Annotated in this window: 21 protein-coding genes and 3 pseudogenes; 22 read left to right on the top strand and 2 right to left on the bottom strand. The window is 42.7% G+C overall.

Going from position 1 to position 21,421, the window contains the following annotated elements; genetic code table 11:
• Nucleotides 1-4: 4 nt before the first annotated feature.
• The 21 genes and pseudogenes from fliM (at nucleotide 5) to N4T56_RS12905 (ending at nucleotide 18,103) form a co-directional block, all read left to right on the top strand.
• Nucleotides 5-1,033, top strand: coding sequence for a flagellar motor switch protein FliM (gene fliM, locus N4T56_RS13000; RefSeq protein WP_261733531.1), 1,029 nt, complete (start codon nucleotides 5-7; stop codon nucleotides 1,031-1,033).
• Between the two features lie 10 nt (nucleotides 1,034-1,043).
• Complete coding sequence (gene fliN / locus N4T56_RS12995) at nucleotides 1,044-1,427, top strand: flagellar motor switch protein FliN (protein WP_160054621.1); 384 nt, start codon at nucleotides 1,044-1,046, stop codon at nucleotides 1,425-1,427.
• 42 nt (nucleotides 1,428-1,469) lie between these two features.
• Nucleotides 1,470-1,871 carry a flagellar biosynthetic protein FliO gene (gene fliO, locus N4T56_RS12990; RefSeq protein WP_390904121.1) on the top strand — a complete coding sequence of 134 codons (402 nt, stop codon included), beginning with the start codon at nucleotides 1,470-1,472 and terminating at the stop codon, nucleotides 1,869-1,871.
• A gap of 35 nt (nucleotides 1,872-1,906) precedes the next feature.
• The gene (gene fliP / locus N4T56_RS12985) at nucleotides 1,907-2,632 is read left to right on the top strand and encodes a flagellar type III secretion system pore protein FliP (RefSeq protein WP_390904120.1); all 726 of its coding nucleotides are present in this window, start codon (nucleotides 1,907-1,909) and stop codon (nucleotides 2,630-2,632) included.
• Between the two features lie 11 nt (nucleotides 2,633-2,643).
• Nucleotides 2,644-2,913, top strand: coding sequence for a flagellar biosynthesis protein FliQ (gene fliQ, locus N4T56_RS12980; protein WP_188917944.1), 270 nt, complete (start codon nucleotides 2,644-2,646; stop codon nucleotides 2,911-2,913).
• A 3-nt stretch (nucleotides 2,914-2,916) separates the two neighbouring features.
• Nucleotides 2,917-3,720 (top strand): flagellar biosynthetic protein FliR, encoded by an 804-nt coding sequence (gene fliR / locus N4T56_RS12975; protein ID WP_261733528.1) that lies wholly within the window; start codon nucleotides 2,917-2,919, stop codon nucleotides 3,718-3,720.
• Nucleotides 3,721-3,729: 9 nt separating this feature from the next.
• Nucleotides 3,730-4,863 (top strand): flagellar biosynthesis protein FlhB, encoded by a 1,134-nt coding sequence (gene flhB / locus N4T56_RS12970; RefSeq protein ID WP_261733527.1) that lies wholly within the window; start codon nucleotides 3,730-3,732, stop codon nucleotides 4,861-4,863.
• Between the two features lie 114 nt (nucleotides 4,864-4,977).
• Nucleotides 4,978-7,077, top strand: a complete 2,100-nt coding sequence (gene flhA / locus N4T56_RS12965; RefSeq protein WP_261733526.1) for a flagellar biosynthesis protein FlhA — start codon at nucleotides 4,978-4,980, stop codon at nucleotides 7,075-7,077.
• Between the two features lie 29 nt (nucleotides 7,078-7,106).
• Nucleotides 7,107-8,496, top strand: a pseudogene (flhF, locus tag N4T56_RS12960) (flagellar biosynthesis protein FlhF).
• 4 nt (nucleotides 8,497-8,500) lie between these two features.
• Nucleotides 8,501-9,385 carry a MinD/ParA family protein gene (locus tag N4T56_RS12955; protein ID WP_261733525.1) on the top strand — a complete coding sequence of 295 codons (885 nt, stop codon included), beginning with the start codon at nucleotides 8,501-8,503 and terminating at the stop codon, nucleotides 9,383-9,385.
• The gene (locus N4T56_RS12950; protein ID WP_261733524.1) at nucleotides 9,378-10,097 is read left to right on the top strand and encodes an RNA polymerase sigma factor FliA; all 720 of its coding nucleotides are present in this window, start codon (nucleotides 9,378-9,380) and stop codon (nucleotides 10,095-10,097) included. Before N4T56_RS12955 ends, N4T56_RS12950 begins: the two co-directional genes overlap by 8 nt.
• A gap of 45 nt (nucleotides 10,098-10,142) precedes the next feature.
• Nucleotides 10,143-10,526, top strand: coding sequence for a chemotaxis response regulator CheY (cheY, locus tag N4T56_RS12945; protein WP_007649667.1), 384 nt, complete (start codon nucleotides 10,143-10,145; stop codon nucleotides 10,524-10,526).
• Nucleotides 10,527-10,539: 13 nt separating this feature from the next.
• Nucleotides 10,540-11,278, top strand: a pseudogene (locus N4T56_RS12940) (protein phosphatase CheZ).
• Nucleotides 11,279-11,293: 15 nt separating this feature from the next.
• On the top strand, nucleotides 11,294-11,725 hold the full coding sequence (locus tag N4T56_RS22800; RefSeq protein ID WP_390904055.1) for an Hpt domain-containing protein: 432 nt from the start codon (nucleotides 11,294-11,296) through the stop codon (nucleotides 11,723-11,725).
• Nucleotides 11,616-13,526: a chemotaxis protein CheA gene (locus tag N4T56_RS12935; protein WP_390904054.1), complete on the top strand. Its 1,911-nt coding sequence runs from the start codon at nucleotides 11,616-11,618 to the stop codon at nucleotides 13,524-13,526. Before N4T56_RS22800 ends, N4T56_RS12935 begins: the two co-directional genes overlap by 110 nt.
• Before the next feature lie 24 nt (nucleotides 13,527-13,550).
• Nucleotides 13,551-14,764 (top strand): annotated as a pseudogene (locus tag N4T56_RS12930) (protein-glutamate methylesterase/protein-glutamine glutaminase).
• A complete protein-coding gene (locus tag N4T56_RS12925) occupies nucleotides 14,757-15,221 on the top strand; it encodes a membrane anchored protein in chemotaxis locus (RefSeq protein WP_261733523.1) in 465 nt (154 codons plus the stop codon). Before N4T56_RS12930 ends, N4T56_RS12925 begins: the two are co-directional and overlap by 8 nt.
• Nucleotides 15,222-15,257: 36 nt before the next feature.
• A complete protein-coding gene (locus tag N4T56_RS12920) occupies nucleotides 15,258-16,052 on the top strand; it encodes a ParA family protein (protein ID WP_261733522.1) in 795 nt (264 codons plus the stop codon).
• Entirely contained in the window at nucleotides 16,036-17,130 is a 1,095-nt protein-coding gene (locus N4T56_RS12915; RefSeq protein ID WP_261733521.1) for a chemotaxis protein CheW, read from the top strand. The genes N4T56_RS12920 and N4T56_RS12915 overlap by 17 nt, the downstream gene beginning before the upstream one ends.
• 2 nt (nucleotides 17,131-17,132) lie before the next feature.
• Nucleotides 17,133-17,627 carry a chemotaxis protein CheW gene (locus N4T56_RS12910; protein ID WP_261733520.1) on the top strand — a complete coding sequence of 165 codons (495 nt, stop codon included), beginning with the start codon at nucleotides 17,133-17,135 and terminating at the stop codon, nucleotides 17,625-17,627.
• Nucleotides 17,628-17,704: 77 nt separating this feature from the next.
• The gene (locus tag N4T56_RS12905) at nucleotides 17,705-18,103 is read left to right on the top strand and encodes a DUF2802 domain-containing protein (RefSeq protein ID WP_261733519.1); all 399 of its coding nucleotides are present in this window, start codon (nucleotides 17,705-17,707) and stop codon (nucleotides 18,101-18,103) included.
• A gap of 113 nt (nucleotides 18,104-18,216) precedes the next feature.
• Here N4T56_RS12905 and N4T56_RS12900 read toward each other — a convergent pair whose 3' ends face one another.
• Together N4T56_RS12900 and N4T56_RS12895 are read right to left on the bottom strand one after the other, a co-directional pair.
• A complete protein-coding gene (locus N4T56_RS12900) occupies nucleotides 18,217-19,578 on the bottom strand; it encodes an RsmB/NOP family class I SAM-dependent RNA methyltransferase (RefSeq protein ID WP_261733518.1) in 1,362 nt (453 codons plus the stop codon).
• 184 nt (nucleotides 19,579-19,762) lie between these two features.
• Nucleotides 19,763-20,434 carry a DUF2461 domain-containing protein gene (locus tag N4T56_RS12895; protein ID WP_261733517.1) on the bottom strand — a complete coding sequence of 224 codons (672 nt, stop codon included), beginning with the start codon at nucleotides 20,432-20,434 and terminating at the stop codon, nucleotides 19,763-19,765.
• A 553-nt stretch (nucleotides 20,435-20,987) separates the two neighbouring features.
• On the opposite strand from N4T56_RS12895, the gene N4T56_RS12890 reads away from it, so the two are divergent.
• Nucleotides 20,988-21,419, top strand: a complete 432-nt coding sequence (locus N4T56_RS12890) for an ATP-dependent zinc protease family protein (RefSeq protein ID WP_188917977.1) — start codon at nucleotides 20,988-20,990, stop codon at nucleotides 21,417-21,419.
• Nucleotides 21,420-21,421 lie beyond the last annotated feature (2 nt).

Raw genomic sequence — 21,421 nt, 5'->3', positions numbered from 1 at the left:
CGATGTGAGTGATTTATTAAGCCAAGATGAAATCGATGCGCTACTACATGGAGTAGACGATGTCGATGAGGATGAAATTGAGGAGAGCAGTGAAGATGCTCGCTCATATGACTTTTCGTCTCAAGACAGAATTGTGCGTGGCCGTATGCCCACGCTTGAAATCGTCAACGAACGTTTTGCCCGCCATCTTCGCATAAGCATGTTTAACATGATGCGCCGTGCGGCTGAAGTGTCAATTAATGGCGTGCAAATGCTTAAGTTTGGCGAGTACGTACACACGCTATTTGTACCAACGAGTTTGAATATGGTGCGTTTTAGCCCATTAAAAGGCACAGCACTTATCACCATGGAAGCACGTTTAGTGTTTATATTGGTGGATAACTTCTTTGGTGGCGATGGTCGATTCCATGCCAAAATTGAAGGCCGTGAATTTACTCCGACAGAACGCCGAATTGTGCAGTTGTTGTTAAAGATTATTTTTGAAGATTATAAAGATGCTTGGGCGCCGGTCATGGATGTCGAGTTTGAATATCTTGACTCAGAAGTTAACCCTGCAATGGCCAACATTGTGAGTCCGACGGAAGTCGTGGTGATTAATTCATTCCATATTGAAGTCGATGGCGGCGGCGGTGATTTTCACATCACTATGCCTTATTCGATGATTGAGCCCATTCGTGAACTGCTCGATGCTGGTGTACAAAGTGATAAACAAGATACTGATATGCGCTGGTCACAAGCGTTACGTGATGAAATCATGGACGTTCAAGTCGGCTTTGACGCCAACATTGTTGAGCATGAAGTCACGTTGCGTGATGTCATGGGGTTTAAAGCCGGTGATATTATTCCGATAGACCTACCAGAGCATATTATGATGCGAATTGAAGACTTACCCACTTATCGTTGTAAGTTAGGCAAGTCACGAGATAATTTAGCATTAAAAATCAGTGAAAAAATAGCTAGACCTGAAACGGTTAAATCAGAATTACAACTGGTAACACGTAAAGGTAAATCTCGTGATATTTCAGATTTATAAGGTGATGTAAATGAGTACAGAAGATACTGGTGATGATTGGGCTGCAGCAATGGCTGAGCAGGCTTTAGAAGAAGCGCAACAAGTAGAACTCGATGAGTTAGTTGACGATTCTAAACCGATAACCAAGGAAGAAGCCGCTAAACTCGATTCGATCCTTGATATTCCGGTGACGATTTCAATGGAAGTGGGTCGCAGTTTTATCAGCATTCGTAATTTACTGCAGTTAAACCAGGGCTCGGTAGTTGAACTAGACCGTGTTGCAGGTGAACCTCTTGATGTGATGGTTAATGGTACCTTGATTGCTCATGGCGAAGTGGTCGTGGTTAACGATAAATTTGGTATTCGTTTAACGGATGTGATTAGTCAAACTGAACGCATTAAAAAGCTAAAGTAATCTTTTTAATCGACAACAACACAAGGGATTACCGTGGCGAATATGATTTCAATGCTCAGTGTTATGGCTCAAGCATTGACCGACGTCGATGCGCCTAGCTCAACGACTACGGCTGTATTAACCCGCACTTCTGAGGTGTCAAATACCGCCACCTTAGCAAACATGGTTGGCGGGTTAATTGTGGTACTCGCCCTCATTTTTGTATTGGCATACATCGTCAAACGGCTAAAGCTCGTGCCCTCAAACGGCGGAGTGATTAAAAGCCTCGCAGTAACCCCCATTGGCCAACGTGAAAAAGTAGTGTTGATTGAGGTCAACGGTCAACAATATTTACTCGGTGTGACTTCGCAGCAAATCAGCCTAATTGATAAATTGGACACCCAAGTTGACGTACAAACCAGCTCATTTGCCAGCCGTCTTAAACAAGCCAAGGAACAGCAATAATGAATAAATGCACCAGTTTATTGGTGATCACCCTCATGGCCATGGTGGCAATGTTGTTTGCACCAGAGGCATTAGCACAAGACGGTGTGCTGCCTGCTGTGACCGTAACAACAGGCGCAGATGGTGCAACCGAGTATTCGGTCACGTTACAAATCTTGTTGCTGATGACCGCAATGAGCTTTATCCCTGCAATGGTGATAATGCTAACGTCGTTTACGCGTATTATTGTGGTGTTGTCAATATTACGTCAGGCGTTAGGTTTGCAGCAAACCCCATCAAATCAGGTGCTTATTGGCATAAGTTTGTTTATGACCTTTTTTATTATGGCGCCAGTATTTGATAAAATTTACGTCGAGGCTGTTGAGCCATATGTTAATGAAACCATGACATTGACCCAGGCCTATGATGTGGGTAAAGAACCGATTAAAACATTCATGTTGTCGCAAGTTCGCACCACGGACTTACAAACCTTTATTGAAATATCGGGTTATAAAGACATTCAATCACCCGAACAAGCGCCAATGAGCGTGGTGATCCCCGCGTTTATTACCAGTGAGCTAAAAACCGCTTTTCAAATAGGCTTTATGTTATTTGTGCCATTTTTAGTGCTCGATTTAGTGGTCGCCAGTATTTTGATGGCCATGGGTATGATGATGTTGTCACCGATGATTGTGTCGCTACCGTTTAAGATAATGTTATTCGTGTTAGTTGATGGGTGGGACCTAGTCATGGGTACATTAGCCAATAGTTTCGGAATATAAGGCCGATATTTATGTCTCCTGAATCGCTCATTGATATCTTTCGAGAAGCACTATCAGTTATTGTTCTGATCGTGTCAGCGATTATTTTACCTGGCTTATTTATTGGTTTAATTGTTGCGGTATTCCAAGCGGCCACCTCGATTAACGAACAAACCTTAAGTTTTTTACCTCGCTTATTGATGACCTTATTTGCCTTGATGTTTTTAGGACATTGGTTGGTGCAAACCATGATGGACTTCTTTATTGAGATGGTGAATCTCATTCCCATGGTGATAGGGTAAGTCATGGATATTTTGTTTGATGAAATCAGTCAAACAATTGCTGCATACCTGTTGCCATTTTTTCGTATTTCGTCAATGTTGATGGTGATGGCGGTATTTGGCGCTAACACCACTCCCTCTCGAGTCAGACTGTTATTAGCGGTGGCTATTACCATGGCTGTTGCGCCTGTTTTACCCCCCATGGAAAGCATAGAGCTGATGGCATTTAGCTCGGTGTTTGTTATTGCGCAGCAAATTCTAATTGGTGTGACGATGGGGTTTATCACATTAATGGTGATGCAAACCTTTGTGTTAACAGGGCAAATTATTGGTATGCAAACCAGTCTCGGTTTTGCTTCAATGGTCGACCCAGGATCAGGTGAGCAAACGCCGGTAGTAAGTAACTTCTTTTTATTATTAACGACGTTAATCTTTTTAGCCGTTGATGGCCATTTACTGATGTTTAGAATGCTGGTGGCCAGTTTCGAAACCATTCCTGTGTCAACTCAAGGTATAGCGATTGAAAATTATCGCGCTTTGGCAGAGTGGGGCAGCTTTATGTTTGGCTCGGCATTGACCATGTCGATTTCTGCGATTGTAGCTTTGTTATTGATTAACTTATCGTTTGGTGTGATGACCCGAGCATCACCGCAGCTCAACATTTTCTCAATCGGTTTCCCTGTAACCATGGTCAGTGGCTTGTTGATTTTATGGTTAACCTTAGGCTCTATCATGGCGCATTTTGATGAAGTTTGGCAGGCCGCACAGGTATTGATGTGCGATGTACTGCAACTTCAATGTCAAACCGATGCTGTTGTCGTATTTTAAGGGGGTCGCATGGCAGAAAATGATAGCAGTCAAGAACGCACAGAAGAACCCACCAGTAAACGACTTGAACAGGCTCGTGAGAAAGGTCAGGTCGCTCGTTCAAAAGAGTTAGGCACCGCAGCAGTATTACTCGCCGCATCGGTGGGCTTTGCAATGACAGAGCCGTCAATCGCCATCAGTCTTTACACCATCATGAAACAAATTTTTACGATGGAGCGCGACCAAATATTTGATACTAACTCGATGTTTCGTGTTTGGGGTGTCGTCGGTAACGAACTTGCCTGGCCGCTGATTAGCTTTATTGCTTTATTGGCATTGGTGTCATTTATTGGCAATGTTGCGTTAGGTGGTATGTCTTTTTCGGTTAAAGCCTTTATGCCAAAGGGCAGTAAATTAAACCCAATGAATGGCTTTAAGCGAATGTTTGGAACTCAAGCATTAGTTGAGCTAGCCAAAGGGATTGCTAAATTTTCTGTTGTGGCGTTATCTGCTTATTTTTTATTACGTTTTTACTTTTTTGATATTTTAACGCTATCAAGCGATCACCTGCCTGGTAATGTATATCACGCATTAGAACTGCTGGTGTGGATGTTTATTTTATTGTGCTGTTCGATGTTGTTAATTGTAGCAATTGATGTGCCATTTCAAATTTGGAATCACAATAAACAGCTTAAAATGACCAAACAAGAAGTCAAAGACGAGTATAAAGATACCGAGGGTAAGCCTGAAGTGAAAAGCCGCATTAGACAAATGCAACACGAAATGGCTCAGCGGCGGATGATGACAGAAGTGCCGAATGCCGACGTGATTGTGGTTAACCCAGAGCATTACGCGGTGGCGGTTAAATACGATGTGACTCGTTCATCTGCGCCATTTTTACTCGCCAAAGGTGTGGATGATGTTGCATTTAAAATTCGTGAAATTGCGCGCGAACATAACGTGGCGATTGTGTCAGCGCCGCCACTTGCTCGGGCGATTTACCATACCACCAAGATAGATCAACAAGTGCCAGAAGGTTTATTTACTGCCGTCGCGCAGGTTTTAGCTTATGTCTTTCAACTTAGGCAATATCAAAAAGGTAAAGGCCGCCGACCTAAACCTATCCCACTCAATCAACCTATTCCTGACGATTTAAAATACTAAATCAATTAATCTTTGTTGCTTTACTATATATGGCTTAATTTTTGCTTCGTAGGTTTATTCGCGTCAATTAACAGTCCTTTGACGCCGTAGACTGACACAAAGGGTTCCTCTTTTATGGATGCAAAAGCAGCTTTTGGGCAATTTAAACAAATAAGACCTGCCACGTTTAAAGGCATAGGCACACCATTATTGGTGCTTGCTGCGTTGGGCATGGTGGTATTGCCAATGCCTGCTTTTCTGCTCGATATCTTATTTTCATTTAATATTGCACTGGCTTTAGTGGTATTGCTGGTGGCGATTTATACTGACCGTCCTCTTGATTTTGCTGCATTTCCTACCGTGTTATTGGTTGCAACGCTATTGCGATTAGCATTAAACGTTGCCTCTACTCGAATCGTATTACTTGAAGGACATAATGGCGGCGACGCTGCAGGTAAGGTGATTGAGGCCTTTGGGTCTGTAGTGATTGGTGGTAACTATGCTGTGGGTCTAGTGGTCTTCCTTATTCTTATTATCATTAACTTTGCCGTAGTGACCAAAGGTGCTGGACGTATTTCTGAAGTCAGCGCCCGCTTTACCTTAGATGCAATGCCCGGCAAGCAAATGGCCATTGATGCGGACTTAAACGCTGGCACTTTAACCCAAGATCAAGCGCGCATTCGCCGTGCTGAAGTGACACGCGAGGCTGACTTTTACGGTGCAATGGACGGTGCATCGAAGTTTGTTAAAGGTGATGCGATTGCCGGTATTATGATCCTTGTGATCAACATTCTAGGTGGCTTTGTTATTGGTATGGTGCAACATGATCTTGATTTTTCAAGTGCTGTTGAAATTTATACTCTATTAACTATTGGTGATGGTTTAGTGGCTCAAATACCTGGCTTACTATTGTCTATTGCTGCGGCCTTAATGGTAACGCGTCAAAACGAGTCGGGTGATATGGGCCAGATGATGATGAGTCAGATGTTTGACAATCATAAGTCGTTAGCCATTGCTGCAGGGTTATTATTTATCATGGGAATTGTGCCTGGCATGCCTCATGTTGCCTTTTTAACGTTTGCTTTTATTACTGCGGGTGCAGCTTATTTTGTTTACAAACGTAATATGGATAAAAAGCAAGCGGCATTAGCAGTGGCGACCAAAGGCTCTGCAGAAACCAAAGATAAAGAGCCAAAAGAACTGAGCTGGGAAGATGTTCGCCATGTCGATACGATTGGCCTAGAAGTGGGATATCGATTGATCCCATTGGTTGATAAGTCACAAGGTGGTGAATTATTAGGCCGAATTAAAGGCGTACGTAAAAAATTGTCCCAAGAACTCGGATTTTTAGTGCCAGCAGTGCATATTCGTGACAACCTAGACCTATCGCCTAATGCGTATCGTATTTCATTGATGGGCGTGGTGGTCGGTGAGGCCGAAGTGAGACATGATTGTGAACTGGCGATTAATCCTGGCCAGGTTTATGGCAAGCTTGATGGTATCGAAACCCGCGACCCAGCTTTTGGTTTAGAAGCTGTGTGGATCGCACCGGAGCAACGTGAACATGCACAAACACTAGGTTACACCGTGGTTGATACCGCAACCGTTGTCGCGACCCATATTAGTCAATTACTCAGTAACAATGCTGCTAAATTGTTGGGTTACGAAGAAGTGCAACAATTAATGGATATGCTCGCTAAGAACTCGCCAAAACTAGTGGACGGTTTTGTACCAGACATTATGCCGTTAGGCTCAGTGGTTAAAGTGATGCAAAACCTACTTAACGAAGGGGTGTCGGTACGTGACTTACGTACAATTGTACAAACCTTGTTAGAGTATGGCAGTAAGAGTAATGATACCGAAGTACTGACCGCAGCGGTGCGTATCGCGTTAAAACGCATGATAGTTCAAGAAATCTCAGGCCCAGAATTAGAAATCCCTGTCATAACATTGGCGCCGGAGTTGGAACAGATGTTGCATAAGTCTATGCAGGCGACAGGTGGGGAAGAGTCAAATATTGAACCCGGTCTCGCAGAACGCATGCAGCAGTCACTTTTAGACGCTGCCCAGAAGCAAGAAATGGTAGGGCAACCAGCCATATTATTGACATCTGGCATGCTAAGATCCACTTTGTCACGATTTGTTAAATACACTATTCCAAATTTACGGGTGATTTCTTACCAAGAAATTCCCGATGAGAAACAAATCAGGATTGTTTCTGCTGTAGGTCAATAGTGATAATGTCAGTTTAAAGAGGTGCGTACGTGAAAATTAAACGATTTTTTGCCAAAGATATGCGTGCAGCATTGGCTCAAGTAAAAGACACCTTAGGGTCTGACGCTGTCATTATGTCAAACAAAAAAGTCACGGGTGGCATCGAAATCGTTGCCGCAGTTGACTATGACGAGCCTAAAGCGGCCATTGCTTCTCAAGCTCCTACAACTGGCTTTATGGATGTGAGCGAAGATAAAGTCTCACTTGGAGCTAAGCCCGCGGTTAAAGCGCATTCAAAAGTGAGCCCGCCTCCAGCGGCTGATTCATTACAAGCCTTACTTGAAAAACAACACAATCGCATGACGCAGCAAATGACCGCTTCGCGTCATGATGAGCCTGAATTACCTGAATGGGCGCGCCAATTAGAAGGGGCGAAAACGCCTAAGAAAAACCCAAGTACGCCGCCAGTTAATCAGCTAGATAAATCTAACAAATCCAATAAAAACCAATCCGCTGAAATGGATTCATTGCGTGAAGAAATGGCATCACTGAGAAGCTTGTTAACTCATCAAGTGTCATCGTTAATGAAAGATCATAAAAAGCGAACTGACCCTGTGGGCGCAATGTTAGAAAGTAAATTAGTGGCTGCAGAGTTTTCTCCTGCGGTTGCTGCTAAACTAGCAGGATTAAGCCAGCATTACTCGCCAGCTGACCTCGTTAGAGCATTACCACAAAGCTTGGCTAATTTACTGGATAATCAAGGTGATGACATTGTTAAACGCGGTGGTGTAGTGGCATTTGTGGGATACTACTGGAGTAGGTAAAACCACTTCACTTGCTAAAATAGCGGCACGTTTTGCAGCACACCATGGCTCAGAGCAAGTTGCATTAATTACGACCGATCATTATCGTATCGGGGCATATGAGCAATTAGCGACATATGGTAAAATTATGGGCTGCCCAGTAAAGCAAGCACATGATTTAAGTGAGCTAGAACAAATTTTGTATCAATTTAGAAATCGTAAGTTAGTGTTAATTGATACCGCGGGTATGGGACAACGTGACATGCGTCTATATCAACAACTTGATAATTTGACAGCAAATAGTAGGATCCCTATCCGTAGTTACTTGGTTATGTCTGCCACAGGGCAACGTCGTGTGTTACAAGATGCAGTAGAGCACTTTAAACGCATTCCATTATCAGGTGCAATTTTGACCAAATTAGATGAATCCGTCTCAATTGCAGGTGCATTGAGCGTATTGATTCAAAATGAGTTACCATTGAGTTATGTGACTGACGGCCAACGTGTTCCTGAAGACATGAAAGTGGCAGATACGTTAGCATTAGCTAAACAAGCCCTAACAGCATTAAACGATACAGAACAACAAACGTCACAAGACACGGCATGGTCAAACGACAGTGCCTATGCATTTGAGTAAAGATATGACTCGGGATCAAGCAAGTGGTTTACGTATGATGAATCAACCAAATAACGATAAAGTTAAAGTCATTGCCGTCTCCGGTGGTAAAGGTGGAGTCGGCAAAACAAGCGTGTCAATTAATACCGCAGTTGCATTAGCCGAAAAGGGCAAACGTGTATTGGTGCTTGATGCTGATTTAGGCTTAGCCAACGTCGATGTTATGCTCGGGATCCGAGCAGAGAAAAACTTATCACATGTATTATCTGGCGATGCAGAGCTAGATGACATCATTGTGCGTGAAGTCACTAAAGGCATTGGTATTGTGCCAGCAACTTCAGGCACTCAAGCCATGGTTGAATTGACTCAAGCACAGCATGCCGGATTAATTCGTGCATTTAGCGAAATGCGTACGCAATTTGACATACTCATCGTCGATACTGCAGCGGGTATCTCAGATATGGTGTTGAGTTTTTCACGTGCTTCGCAAGATGTGCTCATTGTTGTGTGTGATGAGCCCACATCTATTACCGATGCCTATGCCTTAATTAAAATCTTAAGTCGTGAGCACGGTGTGTTCCACTTCAAAATTGTGGCAAATATGGTGCGTAGTTTACGCGAAGGTATGGAATTATTTGCTAAACTCAGTAAAGTGACAGACAGATTTTTAGATGTGGCACTTGAGTTAGTGGCTACCGTTCCTTTTGATGAGAACTTACGTAAATCTGTCCGTAAACAAAAATTAGTTGTTGAAGCTTTTCCCAAGTCTCCATCAGCGATTGCTTACCATGGTTTGGCTAACAAAATTATGACTTGGCCTATTCCACAGCAGCCGGGTGGTCATTTAGAGTTTTTTGTTGAACGTTTAGTACAACGTAAGCCAACAGAAGAGGACAGAGCGAGTGAATAAAGCCGCAGCGTATACTCAGTTCGATAACAAAACATCGATTGTTGAACAGTATGCACCGTTGGTGAAAAGAATTGCTCATCATATGTTGGCAAGGTTACCAGCATCAGTGCAACTAGACGACTTATTACAAGCCGGTATGATGGGGCTACTTGAAGCATCATCAAAATTTGATGGCAGCAAAGGGGCTAAGTTTGAAACCTTTGCTGGTATTCGTATTCGCGGGGCAATGATTGACGAAATCCGTCGTGGTGACTGGGTTCCGCGCTCTGTCCATCGTAACAATCGTCGTGTTGCTCAAGTCATTGACGAACTAGAGCAACAGTTAGGCCGTGATGCACGTGACACAGAAATAGCTGAAAAACTTGATATGTCTCTTGATGAGTACCATCATATCTTAAATGATGTTTCCGTGGGGAAAATCATAGGCATAGAAGATCTTGGTGTGTCTCAGGATGTGTTAATCACCGATGACGAATCACCAGATGAAACATTTGACTCTCTTGCTGAGACACAATTCCAATCTGCGCTAGTCGAAGCAATTAAAACATTGCCAGAAAGAGATGCGTTAGTGCTGTCGTTATACTACGACGAAGCATTAAACTTAAAAGAAATTGGTGCCATCCTTGACGTTAGCGAATCGCGAGTTAGCCAGATATTAAGTCAGGCTATGCTGCGGTTAAAAGCGAAACTCAAGCATTGGACACAAGAATAATAACTAATTATAGAGCAAACGATTGTTAGCTCACCGGAGGAAACCTTGGACAAGAATATGAAGATTCTTATTGTTGACGACTTTTCAACAATGAGACGTATCATTAAGAACTTGTTGCGAGACTTGGGATTTAATAATACTCAAGAAGCAGATGACGGCTCAACGGCCTTACCGATGTTACAAAAAGGCGATTTTGACTTTGTTGTAACAGACTGGAACATGCCTGGAATGCAGGGTATTGATTTACTTAAAGCAATTCGAGCAGATGATTCACTGAAACATTTACCCGTATTAATGGTTACCGCTGAAGCTAAGCGTGAACAAATCATTGCTGCGGCTCAAGCTGGCGTAAACGGTTATGTTGTTAAACCTTTTACCGCTGCTACGTTAAAAGAAAAGTTAGATAAAATCTTTGAACGACTCGCATAAGCAAGGATAAGTCATGCAGGCATCATTATCGGGGTTAATTACTCTCGAACAGGCCCAGCAACTTGTTGAACTGCTTTCTGCGGGAATGCAAGAACAAGCTGACGAAGTCATTAGAGAACTTGCTTCTCCGCTTCAGCGCGAGCTGTTTGAGGAAGTCGGTAAACTGACACGCCAATTGCACAGTGCACTCAAGGATTTTCAAGTTGATAACCGTTTGTCTGAATTGGCTAACACTGAAATACCAGATGCCAAAGAAAGATTAAACTACGTTATTGATATGACAGAACAAGCTGCAAATAAAACCATGGATGCAGTTGAAGAATGTCTACCTTTGGCCGATACCATTATTAGTAACATTCAATCAGTGACTCCTATGTGGGATAAATTGATGCGTCGTGATATTGCATTAGGTGAATTCAAATCACTTTGCCATGACGTACAACAATTTATGTCAAACAGTGAGCATGACTCTAACCGACTTCGTGAATTGCTCAATCAAATTTTGATGGCGCAAGACTTCCAAGATTTAACCGGTCAGATGATACGTCGTGTGATTGAATTGGTGCGCGAGGTAGAAAGTAATTTAGTGTCTATGTTAACCGTATTCGGTGAGCATACTGCTGAATCATTACCTACAGTTAACGATAATAAGATAGAAGCAGAAGGCTACAATCGTGAACGCTGAGTTGCGCGAAGACGTGGTCACGGGTCAGGATGAAGTTGACGATCTGCTATCAAGTCTGGGTTTCTAATTAGGAGTCAATTTAATGTCCTTTGATGTTGATGAAGAGATACTCCAGGACTTTTTAATTGAAGCTGGTGAGATTTTAGAGCTTCTACAAGAGCAGTTAGTCGCTCTTGAAAATAATCCTGATGACAGTGATTTATTAAATGCCATTTTTCGTGGTTTTCACACGGTAAAAGGTGGAGCTGGCTTTTTAAGTTTGAAGCCAATGGTTGACGTTTGTCACGAAGCTGAAAACACATTTGACCTGTTACGTACAGGCAAACGCGGCGTCAATGCAGAATTAATGGACATTATTTTGCAAGCCGTTGATGCCATCAATTCGATGTTTGGCCAAACACAGCATGAGCCAACAGCAAGATCCCGCCGATGGCGAACTACTCTCAAAATTAAAACTATTAAGTTCTGGTGCACCATTACCTTCAGAAATGGGCGAGACAGCTGCAGAGCCTGAAATTATTGAAGAAGCGGTTGAGGTTGTCGAACCCGAATACGTAGAAGACATTAGTTCAGAAGCTTCAGCGTCAACATCAAGTATTGATGAGATCGATGAGTCTGAGTTTGAAGCTTTGCTTGATGCGCTTCATGGTACAGGTAAAAGCCCGACATCAAATGCTGCATCATCAGCCATTGAAACACCTACATCTTCATCCTCAACAGCATCGTCAAACAGCGATGAAATAACCGATGACGAATTTGAAGCCTTACTTGATGAACTACATGGTTCTGGCTCGTTTAAAGCCAACAATGAACCGGCTGCAGAAAAACCAAAACCAGCTGAACCTGTGGTTGAGCCCATGGTTGACTCAGATGAAATCACAGACGATGAGTTTGAGCGTTTATTAGATGAATTACATGGCAAAGGCGGCGCTCCTATTGTAGCCAAGTCGTCAACGCCAGCAGCAACTGCCAGTTCGCCAGTACCCCCTAAAGTGACTGAGGTTGTTAAACCTGCAGCGCCAACAAGCGCCCCAGTTAAAGCGACTCCTTCAACCCCAGTGCCTAAAGTTGAAGCTGCTAAAGATAAAGCCGTAGCACCCGCGCCAGCCAAAGCGCCTGCAGTGCCACAAGGTGAAACAACCGTTCGTGTTGATACAGCCCGCCTTGACGAAATCATGAACATGGTCGGCGAGTTAGTGCTAGTGCGTAACCGCTTAGTGAGCCTTGGCATTACTCGTGAAGACGAAGAAATGTCTAAAGCATTAGCCAACCTTGATTTGGTGACTGCTGACTTGCAGGGCGCGGTAATGAAAACCCGCATGCAGCCCATTAAGAAAGTATTTGGTCGTTTTCCTCGTGTTGTTCGTGATATGGCGCGAACCTTAAACAAAGAAATTAATTTAATCATGATTGGTGAAGATACCGATCTTGATAAAAATCTAGTTGAGGCGTTAGCCGATCCATTAGTCCACTTAGTGAGAAACTCAGTTGACCATGGTATTGAAATGCCAATTTCTCGTGAAGCCAGTGGCAAACCTCGCGCAGGTACCATTACTTTATCTGCCAGCCAAGAAGGCGACCATATCCTGCTTAAAATCGAGGATGATGGCGCAGGTATGGACCCGGAAAAGCTGAAACAAATTGCAATTTCCCGTGGTGTATTAGATGAAGATGCCGCTGCGAGAATGACAGACAATGAAGCCTACAACCTGATATTTGCGCCAGGTTTTTCAACTAAGGTTGAGATCTCTGATATTTCAGGGCGTGGCGTTGGTATGGATGTGGTAAAAACCCGCATTAATCAGCTAAACGGTACCGTGCACATTGATTCAATGAAGGGCAAAGGTACAGTGCTTGAAATCAAAGTACCGTTAACTTTAGCTATCATGCCAACCTTAATGGTTGATGTGTCGAAACAAGTTTTCGCCTTACCATTATCAAGTGTGAATGAGATCTTTAATTTAGATCTAAGTAAAACCAACATTGTAGATGGTCAATTAACGGTTATTTTCCGTAATAAAGCTGTACCATTATTTTATTTAGAGCAATGGCTACACAGTAAAAAGACTACCTTTAAACATGGTGATAAAAAACATGGTCATGTTGTCATTGTACAACTAGGTACAATGCAAATTGGTTTTGTTGTTGATGCTTTAATTGGTCAAGAAGAAGTGGTCATCAAACCGCTTGGAAGTATGCTGCAAGGAACCCCGGGTATGGCAGGCGCAACGATTACTTCTGACGGTGGTATTGCACTTATTTTGGATATTCCTGGTTTACTAAAACATTACGCCAAAAACAAAAACAAAAAATAAAAGTTCCATTATTTAAGGAATTAAATGGCCATAAAAGTATTAGTTGTAGATGATTCTAGCTTTTTTCGACGTCGAGTCAGTGAGATTGTTAATCAAGATCCTGATCTCGAGGTCGTTGCTGTCGCTGTCAATGGCAAAGAAGCCGTTGAAATGGCTGCAAAATTAAAACCGCAAGTCATCACGATGGATATTGAAATGCCGGTTATGGACGGGATCAGTGCCGTCCGTGAAATCATGGCAAGTAATCCGACCCCTATTTTGATGTTTTCTTCGTTAACCCACGACGGCGCGAAAGCAACGCTTGATGCATTAGAAGCGGGTGCGCTCGACTTTTTGCCAAAACGTTTTGAAGATATCGCCACCAATAAAGACGAAGCCATTAGCCTGTTGCAACAACGCATCAAAGCGTTGGGGCGTAGACGAATGTATCGTCCAGTGACTACCTCTTCGCCAACGACCATTGAAACACGCCGCTCGAGTGGCTTAACTCAATCTAGTTTAAGCACTGATCGTAGACCAATATCATCGCGACTCACTACTCCAAGTACAACGCCGAATAGTATTACTAAGCCTGTCTCTCGTAGTGCTTTAACAACACCCGCAATGGAACGTCCAACAGCCGCACCCGTAACTTCAACGTCTACTATTCGTGCCAGCGGTAAGCAGTATAAAGCACTGTTAATTGGCACATCTACTGGTGGCTCAGTCGCGCTACAAAAAGTGTTAACTGCATTTCCAGCTAATTACCCACATCCTATTGTGTTGATTCAACATATGCCAGCTGCGTTTACTCCAGCTTTTGCTTCACGATTAAATACGCTGTGTAAAATCAATGTCAAAGAAGCTGAAACCGGCGATATGCTGCGTCCTGGTTGCGCATACCTTGCACCTGGCGGAATGCAATTGATGATAGAGCGTAATGGCAGTACGAGCCGTTTAAAGGTGGTGTCAGGCACTAGCGACATGAATTACAAACCTTCGGTTGATATTACCTTTGCCTCGGCATCAAAAGCTTTTGGTAGTGATGTGTTGGCAGTGGTGTTAACGGGTATGGGCGCCGATGGCCGCGAAGGTGCCAGAATGCTCAAGTCTGTTGGGGCAACCATTTGGGCCAAGATGAAGCAAGCTGTGTGGTTTACGGTATGCCACAAGCAATTGTTTCTGCTGGTCTTGCTGCTCATTCAATCGCGCTTGATAGTATGGCCGATGCCATCTTAAAAGAGACTAGCCGTGGCTAAGCCCGCTAGCACTTTTTCGACTAAACTCATGCTAGTATTATTTTTGTGCTGTATTGCTATCATCGTTTTGGCCAGTTTATATGTTGATTCCAGACGTAAAATGGCATTAATGACTCAGGAAATTGAGCAACTAAAATCATCTCAAGTGTTATTGATGGTGCCTGAAGAACAAGCGGCTAATATAGCTAATTGGTTAAGCCAACATCCTGAACAAACCCAAGCCATTATTAAAACGGGGACTCAAGATGAAGCAAAAAGTGTCTTAATCGGCACTGGAACCATTAATGACACCGAGTCCCAAGATAGCCACTTGCCGCAATCGTCCGATAGCGCACAGACATTTAAAACTCAAGAAGTTATAGTGTCAGAAAATGCGCAAGGGGTTAAAGTGATAAGCTTACCCAATGGCGGAATACGGGTAACAACCCGTGATGATAAACAGCAGCAACAACAATAAACATTCCATCACATAATGATAAGTTGAGAGGCTTTTTTGAAAGTATGGACGGTAGCAAATCAAAAAGGTGGCGTGGGTAAAACCACCACAGTTGCTAGCCTCGCGGGAGCGTTAGCTAAGCGTGGTCAGCGGGTGTTAATGATTGACACCGATCCACATGCCTCTTTGGGCTATTATTTAGGCATTGATTCCGAAGAAGTGCCTGGTTCGCTTTATGATGTGTTTTTAAATCATCAATCGTTGACACAAGAATTAATACTGCAAAATGTCATCCCCACGCAAATCGAAGGCTTAGATATCATTCCTGCTAATATGGCATTAGCAACGTTAGATCGTTCGTTAGGGCATCAAGAAGGCATGGGATTGGTGTTACGTAATTTATTGGCATTAGTCGAAGACAAGTACGATGTCGCAATCATTGATTGCCCTCCAGTACTTGGCGTACTCATGGTGAATGCGTTAGCGGCAAGCCAACATATTATTATTCCGGTGCAAACCGAGTTTTTGGCGATTAAAGGCTTAGAAAGAATGGTAAAAACCATGGAAATCATGGGGCGATCTAAAAAAACGCGTTACAGTTACACGGTTTTACCCACCATGTACGACAAGCGCACCAAAGCATCCCCCATCGCATTGCAGTTCTTACAAGATAAATATGGCCAAACGTTATGGCCTAATGATGTGATCCCCGTTGACACTAAATTTAGAGACGCCAGCCTAGCGCATTTACCTGCGTCACATTATTCTGCGACAAGTCGTGGGGTGAAAGCTTATAATCGTCTGCTTGATTTTTTATACGCTCGGGAGTTTGCTCATGTCAAAATCGGTTGATGAAACTGTTTTTGATTATTTCAGTTTGTTATTGCAGGAACCGAGTCAACAATCGGAGCCTTCTGTCGAACCTGAAGCCTTATCACAAGCTCAAATTACAGAGGGTAAAGCTGCACAAGCGAAACCCACTACTCCCAATAAAAAATCGATTGATGCACTGCTTAGCAGTAACACATCGGCAGTAGTCATCGCTAGCGCACAAATATCGGCTAGCAAATCAGCCACAAACAGAGAATTTGCCGAGCCTAAATCTGTTGTCGATAAGCTCGCACTTGAAAAATTGTTGTCTGCAGTTTCTAAGCCCGCAACGCCAAATGTGGATATAAAGCAGCAAATTAAAGCCAGTGCAGAGCGTGTACGCCAAGCAATTAGTCAAACTGAGATCAAAACCCTTGAGCAACCAGCGTCTGATAGTGCAAACTTACAAAATAAACCACTAACGAATAAAGAAATCAAACCGTTAGTCGATATAAAAACTGATAATAGTGAGCTAGCTGAACTAAAAGAAGCTATTATTAAGCATGATAAGCTTGCTGAAGCGAAGGCATTACAACAACAGGCGCAAACCCAAACAGGGGCAACACCGCCAAGTATTACTCATAATCTACAAGAAGTATTAGAAGATGAGTTTCAGGTGTTATTCTTTAATGTTGCCGGGTTAACCTTAGCTGTGCCACTGGTCAGTTTGGGTGGCATTATCAAGATAGACAGAATTAATCACATTATTGGCCGTCCATCATGGTTTAAAGGTGTGCAGACACACCGTGACAGTAAAATTAACGTGGTCGATACTTGTGCTTGGGTTATGCCCGAAAAATATACACCGGAATTGGCAGAAACAGTAGATTATCAATATCTTGTAATGTTAGAAGACAGTGCTTGGGGATTAACGTGTGAGTCACTCGTTAATGCCGTTAAAATAGATAAATCACACGTCAATTGGCGTGAAAAACCGGGTAAGCGTCCATGGCTTGCTGGGGTAGTAAAACAACAAATGTGTGGCATTTTGCATGTTCAAGCATTAATCGAAATGCTTGATGCAGGTTTAGGCTGTCAGGATTCGATTGACCGAGGTTAACTATGAGCGATTCTAGAAGTGAAGCAGCGGTTGCTGCAGGTAAAGACGATGCAGTATTACAGTGGGTAACATTTAAGTTAGACAATGAAACCTACGGCATTAATGTAATGCAAGTTCAAGAAGTATTACGTTATACCGAAATAGCTCCAGTGCCAGGTGCGCCGCATTATGTATTAGGAATTATTAATCTTCGCGGTAACGTAGTCACGGTGATTGATACCCGTTCACGCTTTGGTTTACAATCAGCAGAGCTTGATGACTCAACCCGTATCGTGATTATTGAAGCTGAAAAACAAGTCATTGGTATTTTGGTCGATAGCGTTGCTGAGGTGGTTTATTTACGTCGTTCAGAAATTGACAATGCGCCTAATGTTGGCACAGAAGAAAGCGCCAAATTTATTCAAGGTGTGAGTAATCGCGATGATGAGCTATTGATTTTGGTTGACCTTGATAAATTGTTATCAGATGAAGAGTGGGTTGAATTAACTCAGCTCTAATCATAACCTTGTCTCAAAAAGTCAACCTAATCATGTGTTGGCTTTTGCTTAGCCGGTAGCGCAATAAAGGTATGTTAATGGGTGATGAATTTTTAATTGCAGCTTTAGTTGGCGTTGTTGCTTGTCTTGGCTATGTGCTTTATTTACAAAAACAATCCCGCAAACTGAAAATTAAAGTCGATGCGTTAACGGTATTAGTTAAAGAAAGCGATCGTCAGCGTGAAGCTGTAAAGCGTGAATTGCATGAACTGCGCAGCGGCACCATTGGCGTTGGCCGCCGAGTTGTTGAGATTGAAAAGAAGCTCTCCCAACAGTCAGATATGCTTGAAGAAGCCAGCCAACAAGACCCACAAGCTAAACTGTATTCTCGTGCCGTTAAAATGGTGGGCTTAGGGGCTGGGGTTGAAGAGTTAATGCAAGAGTGCGAATTACCTAAAGCCGAAGCTGAATTAATTTTAAGATTGCATCGAAAGTAATGAATCATTACAACGATTTAAACAAAAAAACGCCATCTAATTAGATGGCGTTTTTGCTTATGATTAAGCAGTAATAGTTGTACTGATTCATAAGATTTTGAATGAATTAGATTTTATTTTCGGCGCATTTTAGCGACAAACATACCATCACTGTCTGCAACTTGCGGCCAAATGGTAAGCATGCTGCATGATTCACCTGTAAATGGGTGGATCACAGGCACTAATTCGAATTCATTGGTTTGCGCTAAAAATGCCTCAACAAGGTGTTCGTTTTCACTTGGTGACAATGAACACGTTGCATACACTAATTGCCCACCTGATTTCACCGCAGCAGCACTGCGGATTAAAATATCGAATTGCAGTTCTGGCTTGTCGGTCACCGCGCTTGCATCATCTAACCAGCGCATATCTGGGTTTCGTCGCCAGATTCCTGTACAACTGCAAGGTGCATCAACCAACACGCCGTCAAATGCACCCGCATTAACCGGTAAAGCATCTGATTTCCACGGGGCAACAATAATGTTGTTAAAGTTGGCGCGTTTAGCTCGTTTTTTGAGCTCTTCTAATGGCTTGTTGCGTATGTCAGACGCGGTAATCGTGCCAGGGCTTTGGGGATCTTGTTGTAACATCAACGAGCGTAGCTGTAAGGTTTTGCCACCCGCGCCGCTACATGCATCCCACCAGATTTGATCGGCATCTGGTTGACAGATTTGGCCAATGACTTGTGAGGCTAAATCCTGGATTTCAAGATGTCCTTGCTTGTAGGTGTCAATCTCATTGAGGTTAATGCTTTTATGACCCAGGCTAATGGCATCTGCAAAGTATTGACTGGCAATGGCGTCCACGCCGGCTTTATTCAGTTGCGCTATGGCAGGTGACGCTTTTATGTTCTGTACTCTCGCCCAAATTGGCGGGCGACTAGTCATCGCTTCCACTACCGCTAACTGATCTACTGGTGCAACTGGGCAGGTTTGCCAAAACCAGCTGGGTAATAAATCGCTGATTTGACAAGCTGTTAGTCCAGATAACGACATAAACATCCTGAGTTTGTCATTGATATTGTCGCAGGCTGTTGGATGCGCTTCTGTTGTTGGCCATGCGGCTAAGGTGTTCCATGCTTGAGTGATATCTTGCCATGCATGTTGCTCAAGAGCTGCACAAGCACTTAACTGTCTAAACCAGGTTACGTGTGGCTGCTCACTCTGTAATTGACTTAACCAGCCCCACCAACGGAACAAACCAAATAAACTCTCGCGGATCACACGTCTGTCTTTTGAACCATGCTTTTTGTGCTCACGAAAATATTGACTAATAATTCTATCGGCAGGCATTTTGCTGTTCATAACTTGGTTAAACAACATTTCGATGGTGGTGGCATAACTCAGCGCACGCTTTTGCGCGGGTGTACTGGCATCAATAACAACGCTGTCATTAAATACTGATTGAAAGGATTTAGCAGAATGTGTTTGACTCATGAAATAACCTGATGTGGCAAAATAGCAAAGGTGTAGGTGCAACTTAATGCAATATGGCGTTAGTTTACCATGTCTTGAGGTGAAAACAGCATAGACAACGGAGTTAGTTAGCGTTGCTAAAACAACCATAAAAATGAACCGGCACTCAGGCCTGCTCATTGTTATAGGTTCAATGTTGTCTGAGTTAAAAGTCTAACGACAACGCAAAGCACAAGTAAGCCATTAATGAACGTGTTTGCTCAAATTCTTTACTGCAAAATTCGACAAAGTCGTCACTGCACACTTGTGCTTTAGTGACGGGTTTAATGGCGATAAAATCTTTACGTTTAAGCTCATCAATTAATGGGTGTTGGCTGTCAAATCCCCGTGGCGGTCTAATCAAACTGTCGCCTGTTAATTCAAAACCAGCTTGCTTTAATGTTGCGAGGGCTTTTTTGTAGCCGTTTGGGTTTTCATCAATGCAGTGTCTAATGGCATTTAAGGCTTGAGATTCTGGATGCCAAATACCGGCAGCAATAAAACATTCATCATTGGCGACATGCACATAAAAGCCCGGCGCATGAACATCTTTTGCTTGAAAATGCCTAAATTGAATGCCGACATTGGTTTTGTAAGGTGTTTTATCTTTACTAAAGCGGCTATCACGTTGTGGGCGCATTAAACTGCCACCGACTTTTTTAGGTATTGCGGTAAAACGAGGCGACAGAGCTAAAATGGGATCTTGCATGGCTTCAATAAAATTCAGTGCAGGGGTGCGTACGCGGTCTTCATATTGCGATTGATTGGCCTTAAACCATTCTCGGTCATTATTAGCGGTAAGAAGAGTTAAAAAATCAAAGCTTTGCTGGCTAAACATGAGCATACCTTTTGAAATGAATGAGATATTGAATGATGCCACATCATAATCAATCTCATTAATGAGTGAAACTGGCGTTACTAATTAGCCGGTTTTAAAAGTGGGTGATATTTAGTCTTTTTTATTTTTAATTGAGTTTTATACCTCAAATATCAAAAGTTAATGTGTATTTTTGATGGTTTTTTGTCTTGCTTGCTGTGCTTGTAACTTACTGAGTTTTTGATTTATTTTCTACATTCATTAAATGTTAGTTTGATATAAATAAAACATTAATGGTAAAATTATCTTAAAGGTTGTTTTATCCCTTCTCTTGTGACTTTTTATTTCCATATATTCTCATATGTAACGTTACTCACTGACACCTATCATCTTGTGATGGATTAACATGTTAGTGTAATTACTGAGCGCGATTGTGTGCCAGAATATATTGAACAGAGTCACAATGATGACAATTAAGTCACAGATTAACGATATAACAGTAGATAATCGTACATAGATTATATTGATAGATTACACTCTGGAATGAGAATTCCTCTACAAGAAAGGATTGACCATGACTGAACACTCCCTCGGTATTGTGGGTTGGCGAGAATGGGGCACTTTTCCTGAAATTGACAATGAAAGAGTCAAAATTAAAGTGGATACCGGCGCAAAAACATCCTGTTTACATGCGTTTAAAATAAAACCTTTTCAAAAAGAAAAACAAAAATGGGTTCGAGTTTGGCTTCATCCGGAGCAAGATTCAACTCGAGAAGTAGTGTGCGAATTCCCAATATTTGATCGCCGAGCCGTCAGTGACTCTGGTGGCCATGTGACTAACCGCTACGTGATAAAAACGCCGATTATTATCGGTGAACAACAATTTGATATTGAGCTGACGTTAACTAATCGAGACCACATGAAATTTAGAATGTTGCTCGGTAGACGCGCATTAGAAGGGCGTTTTTTAGTCAATTCGGCAGAGTCGTTTTTAGCAGGAGAATAGCA

The sequence above is a fragment of the Shewanella phaeophyticola genome, from assembly GCF_025398315.1.
GTDB lineage: Bacteria > Pseudomonadota > Gammaproteobacteria > Enterobacterales > Shewanellaceae > Shewanella > Shewanella phaeophyticola.
The sequence above is the reverse complement of the archived record's forward strand: the minus strand, read 5'-3'. Positions and strand labels throughout refer to the sequence as shown.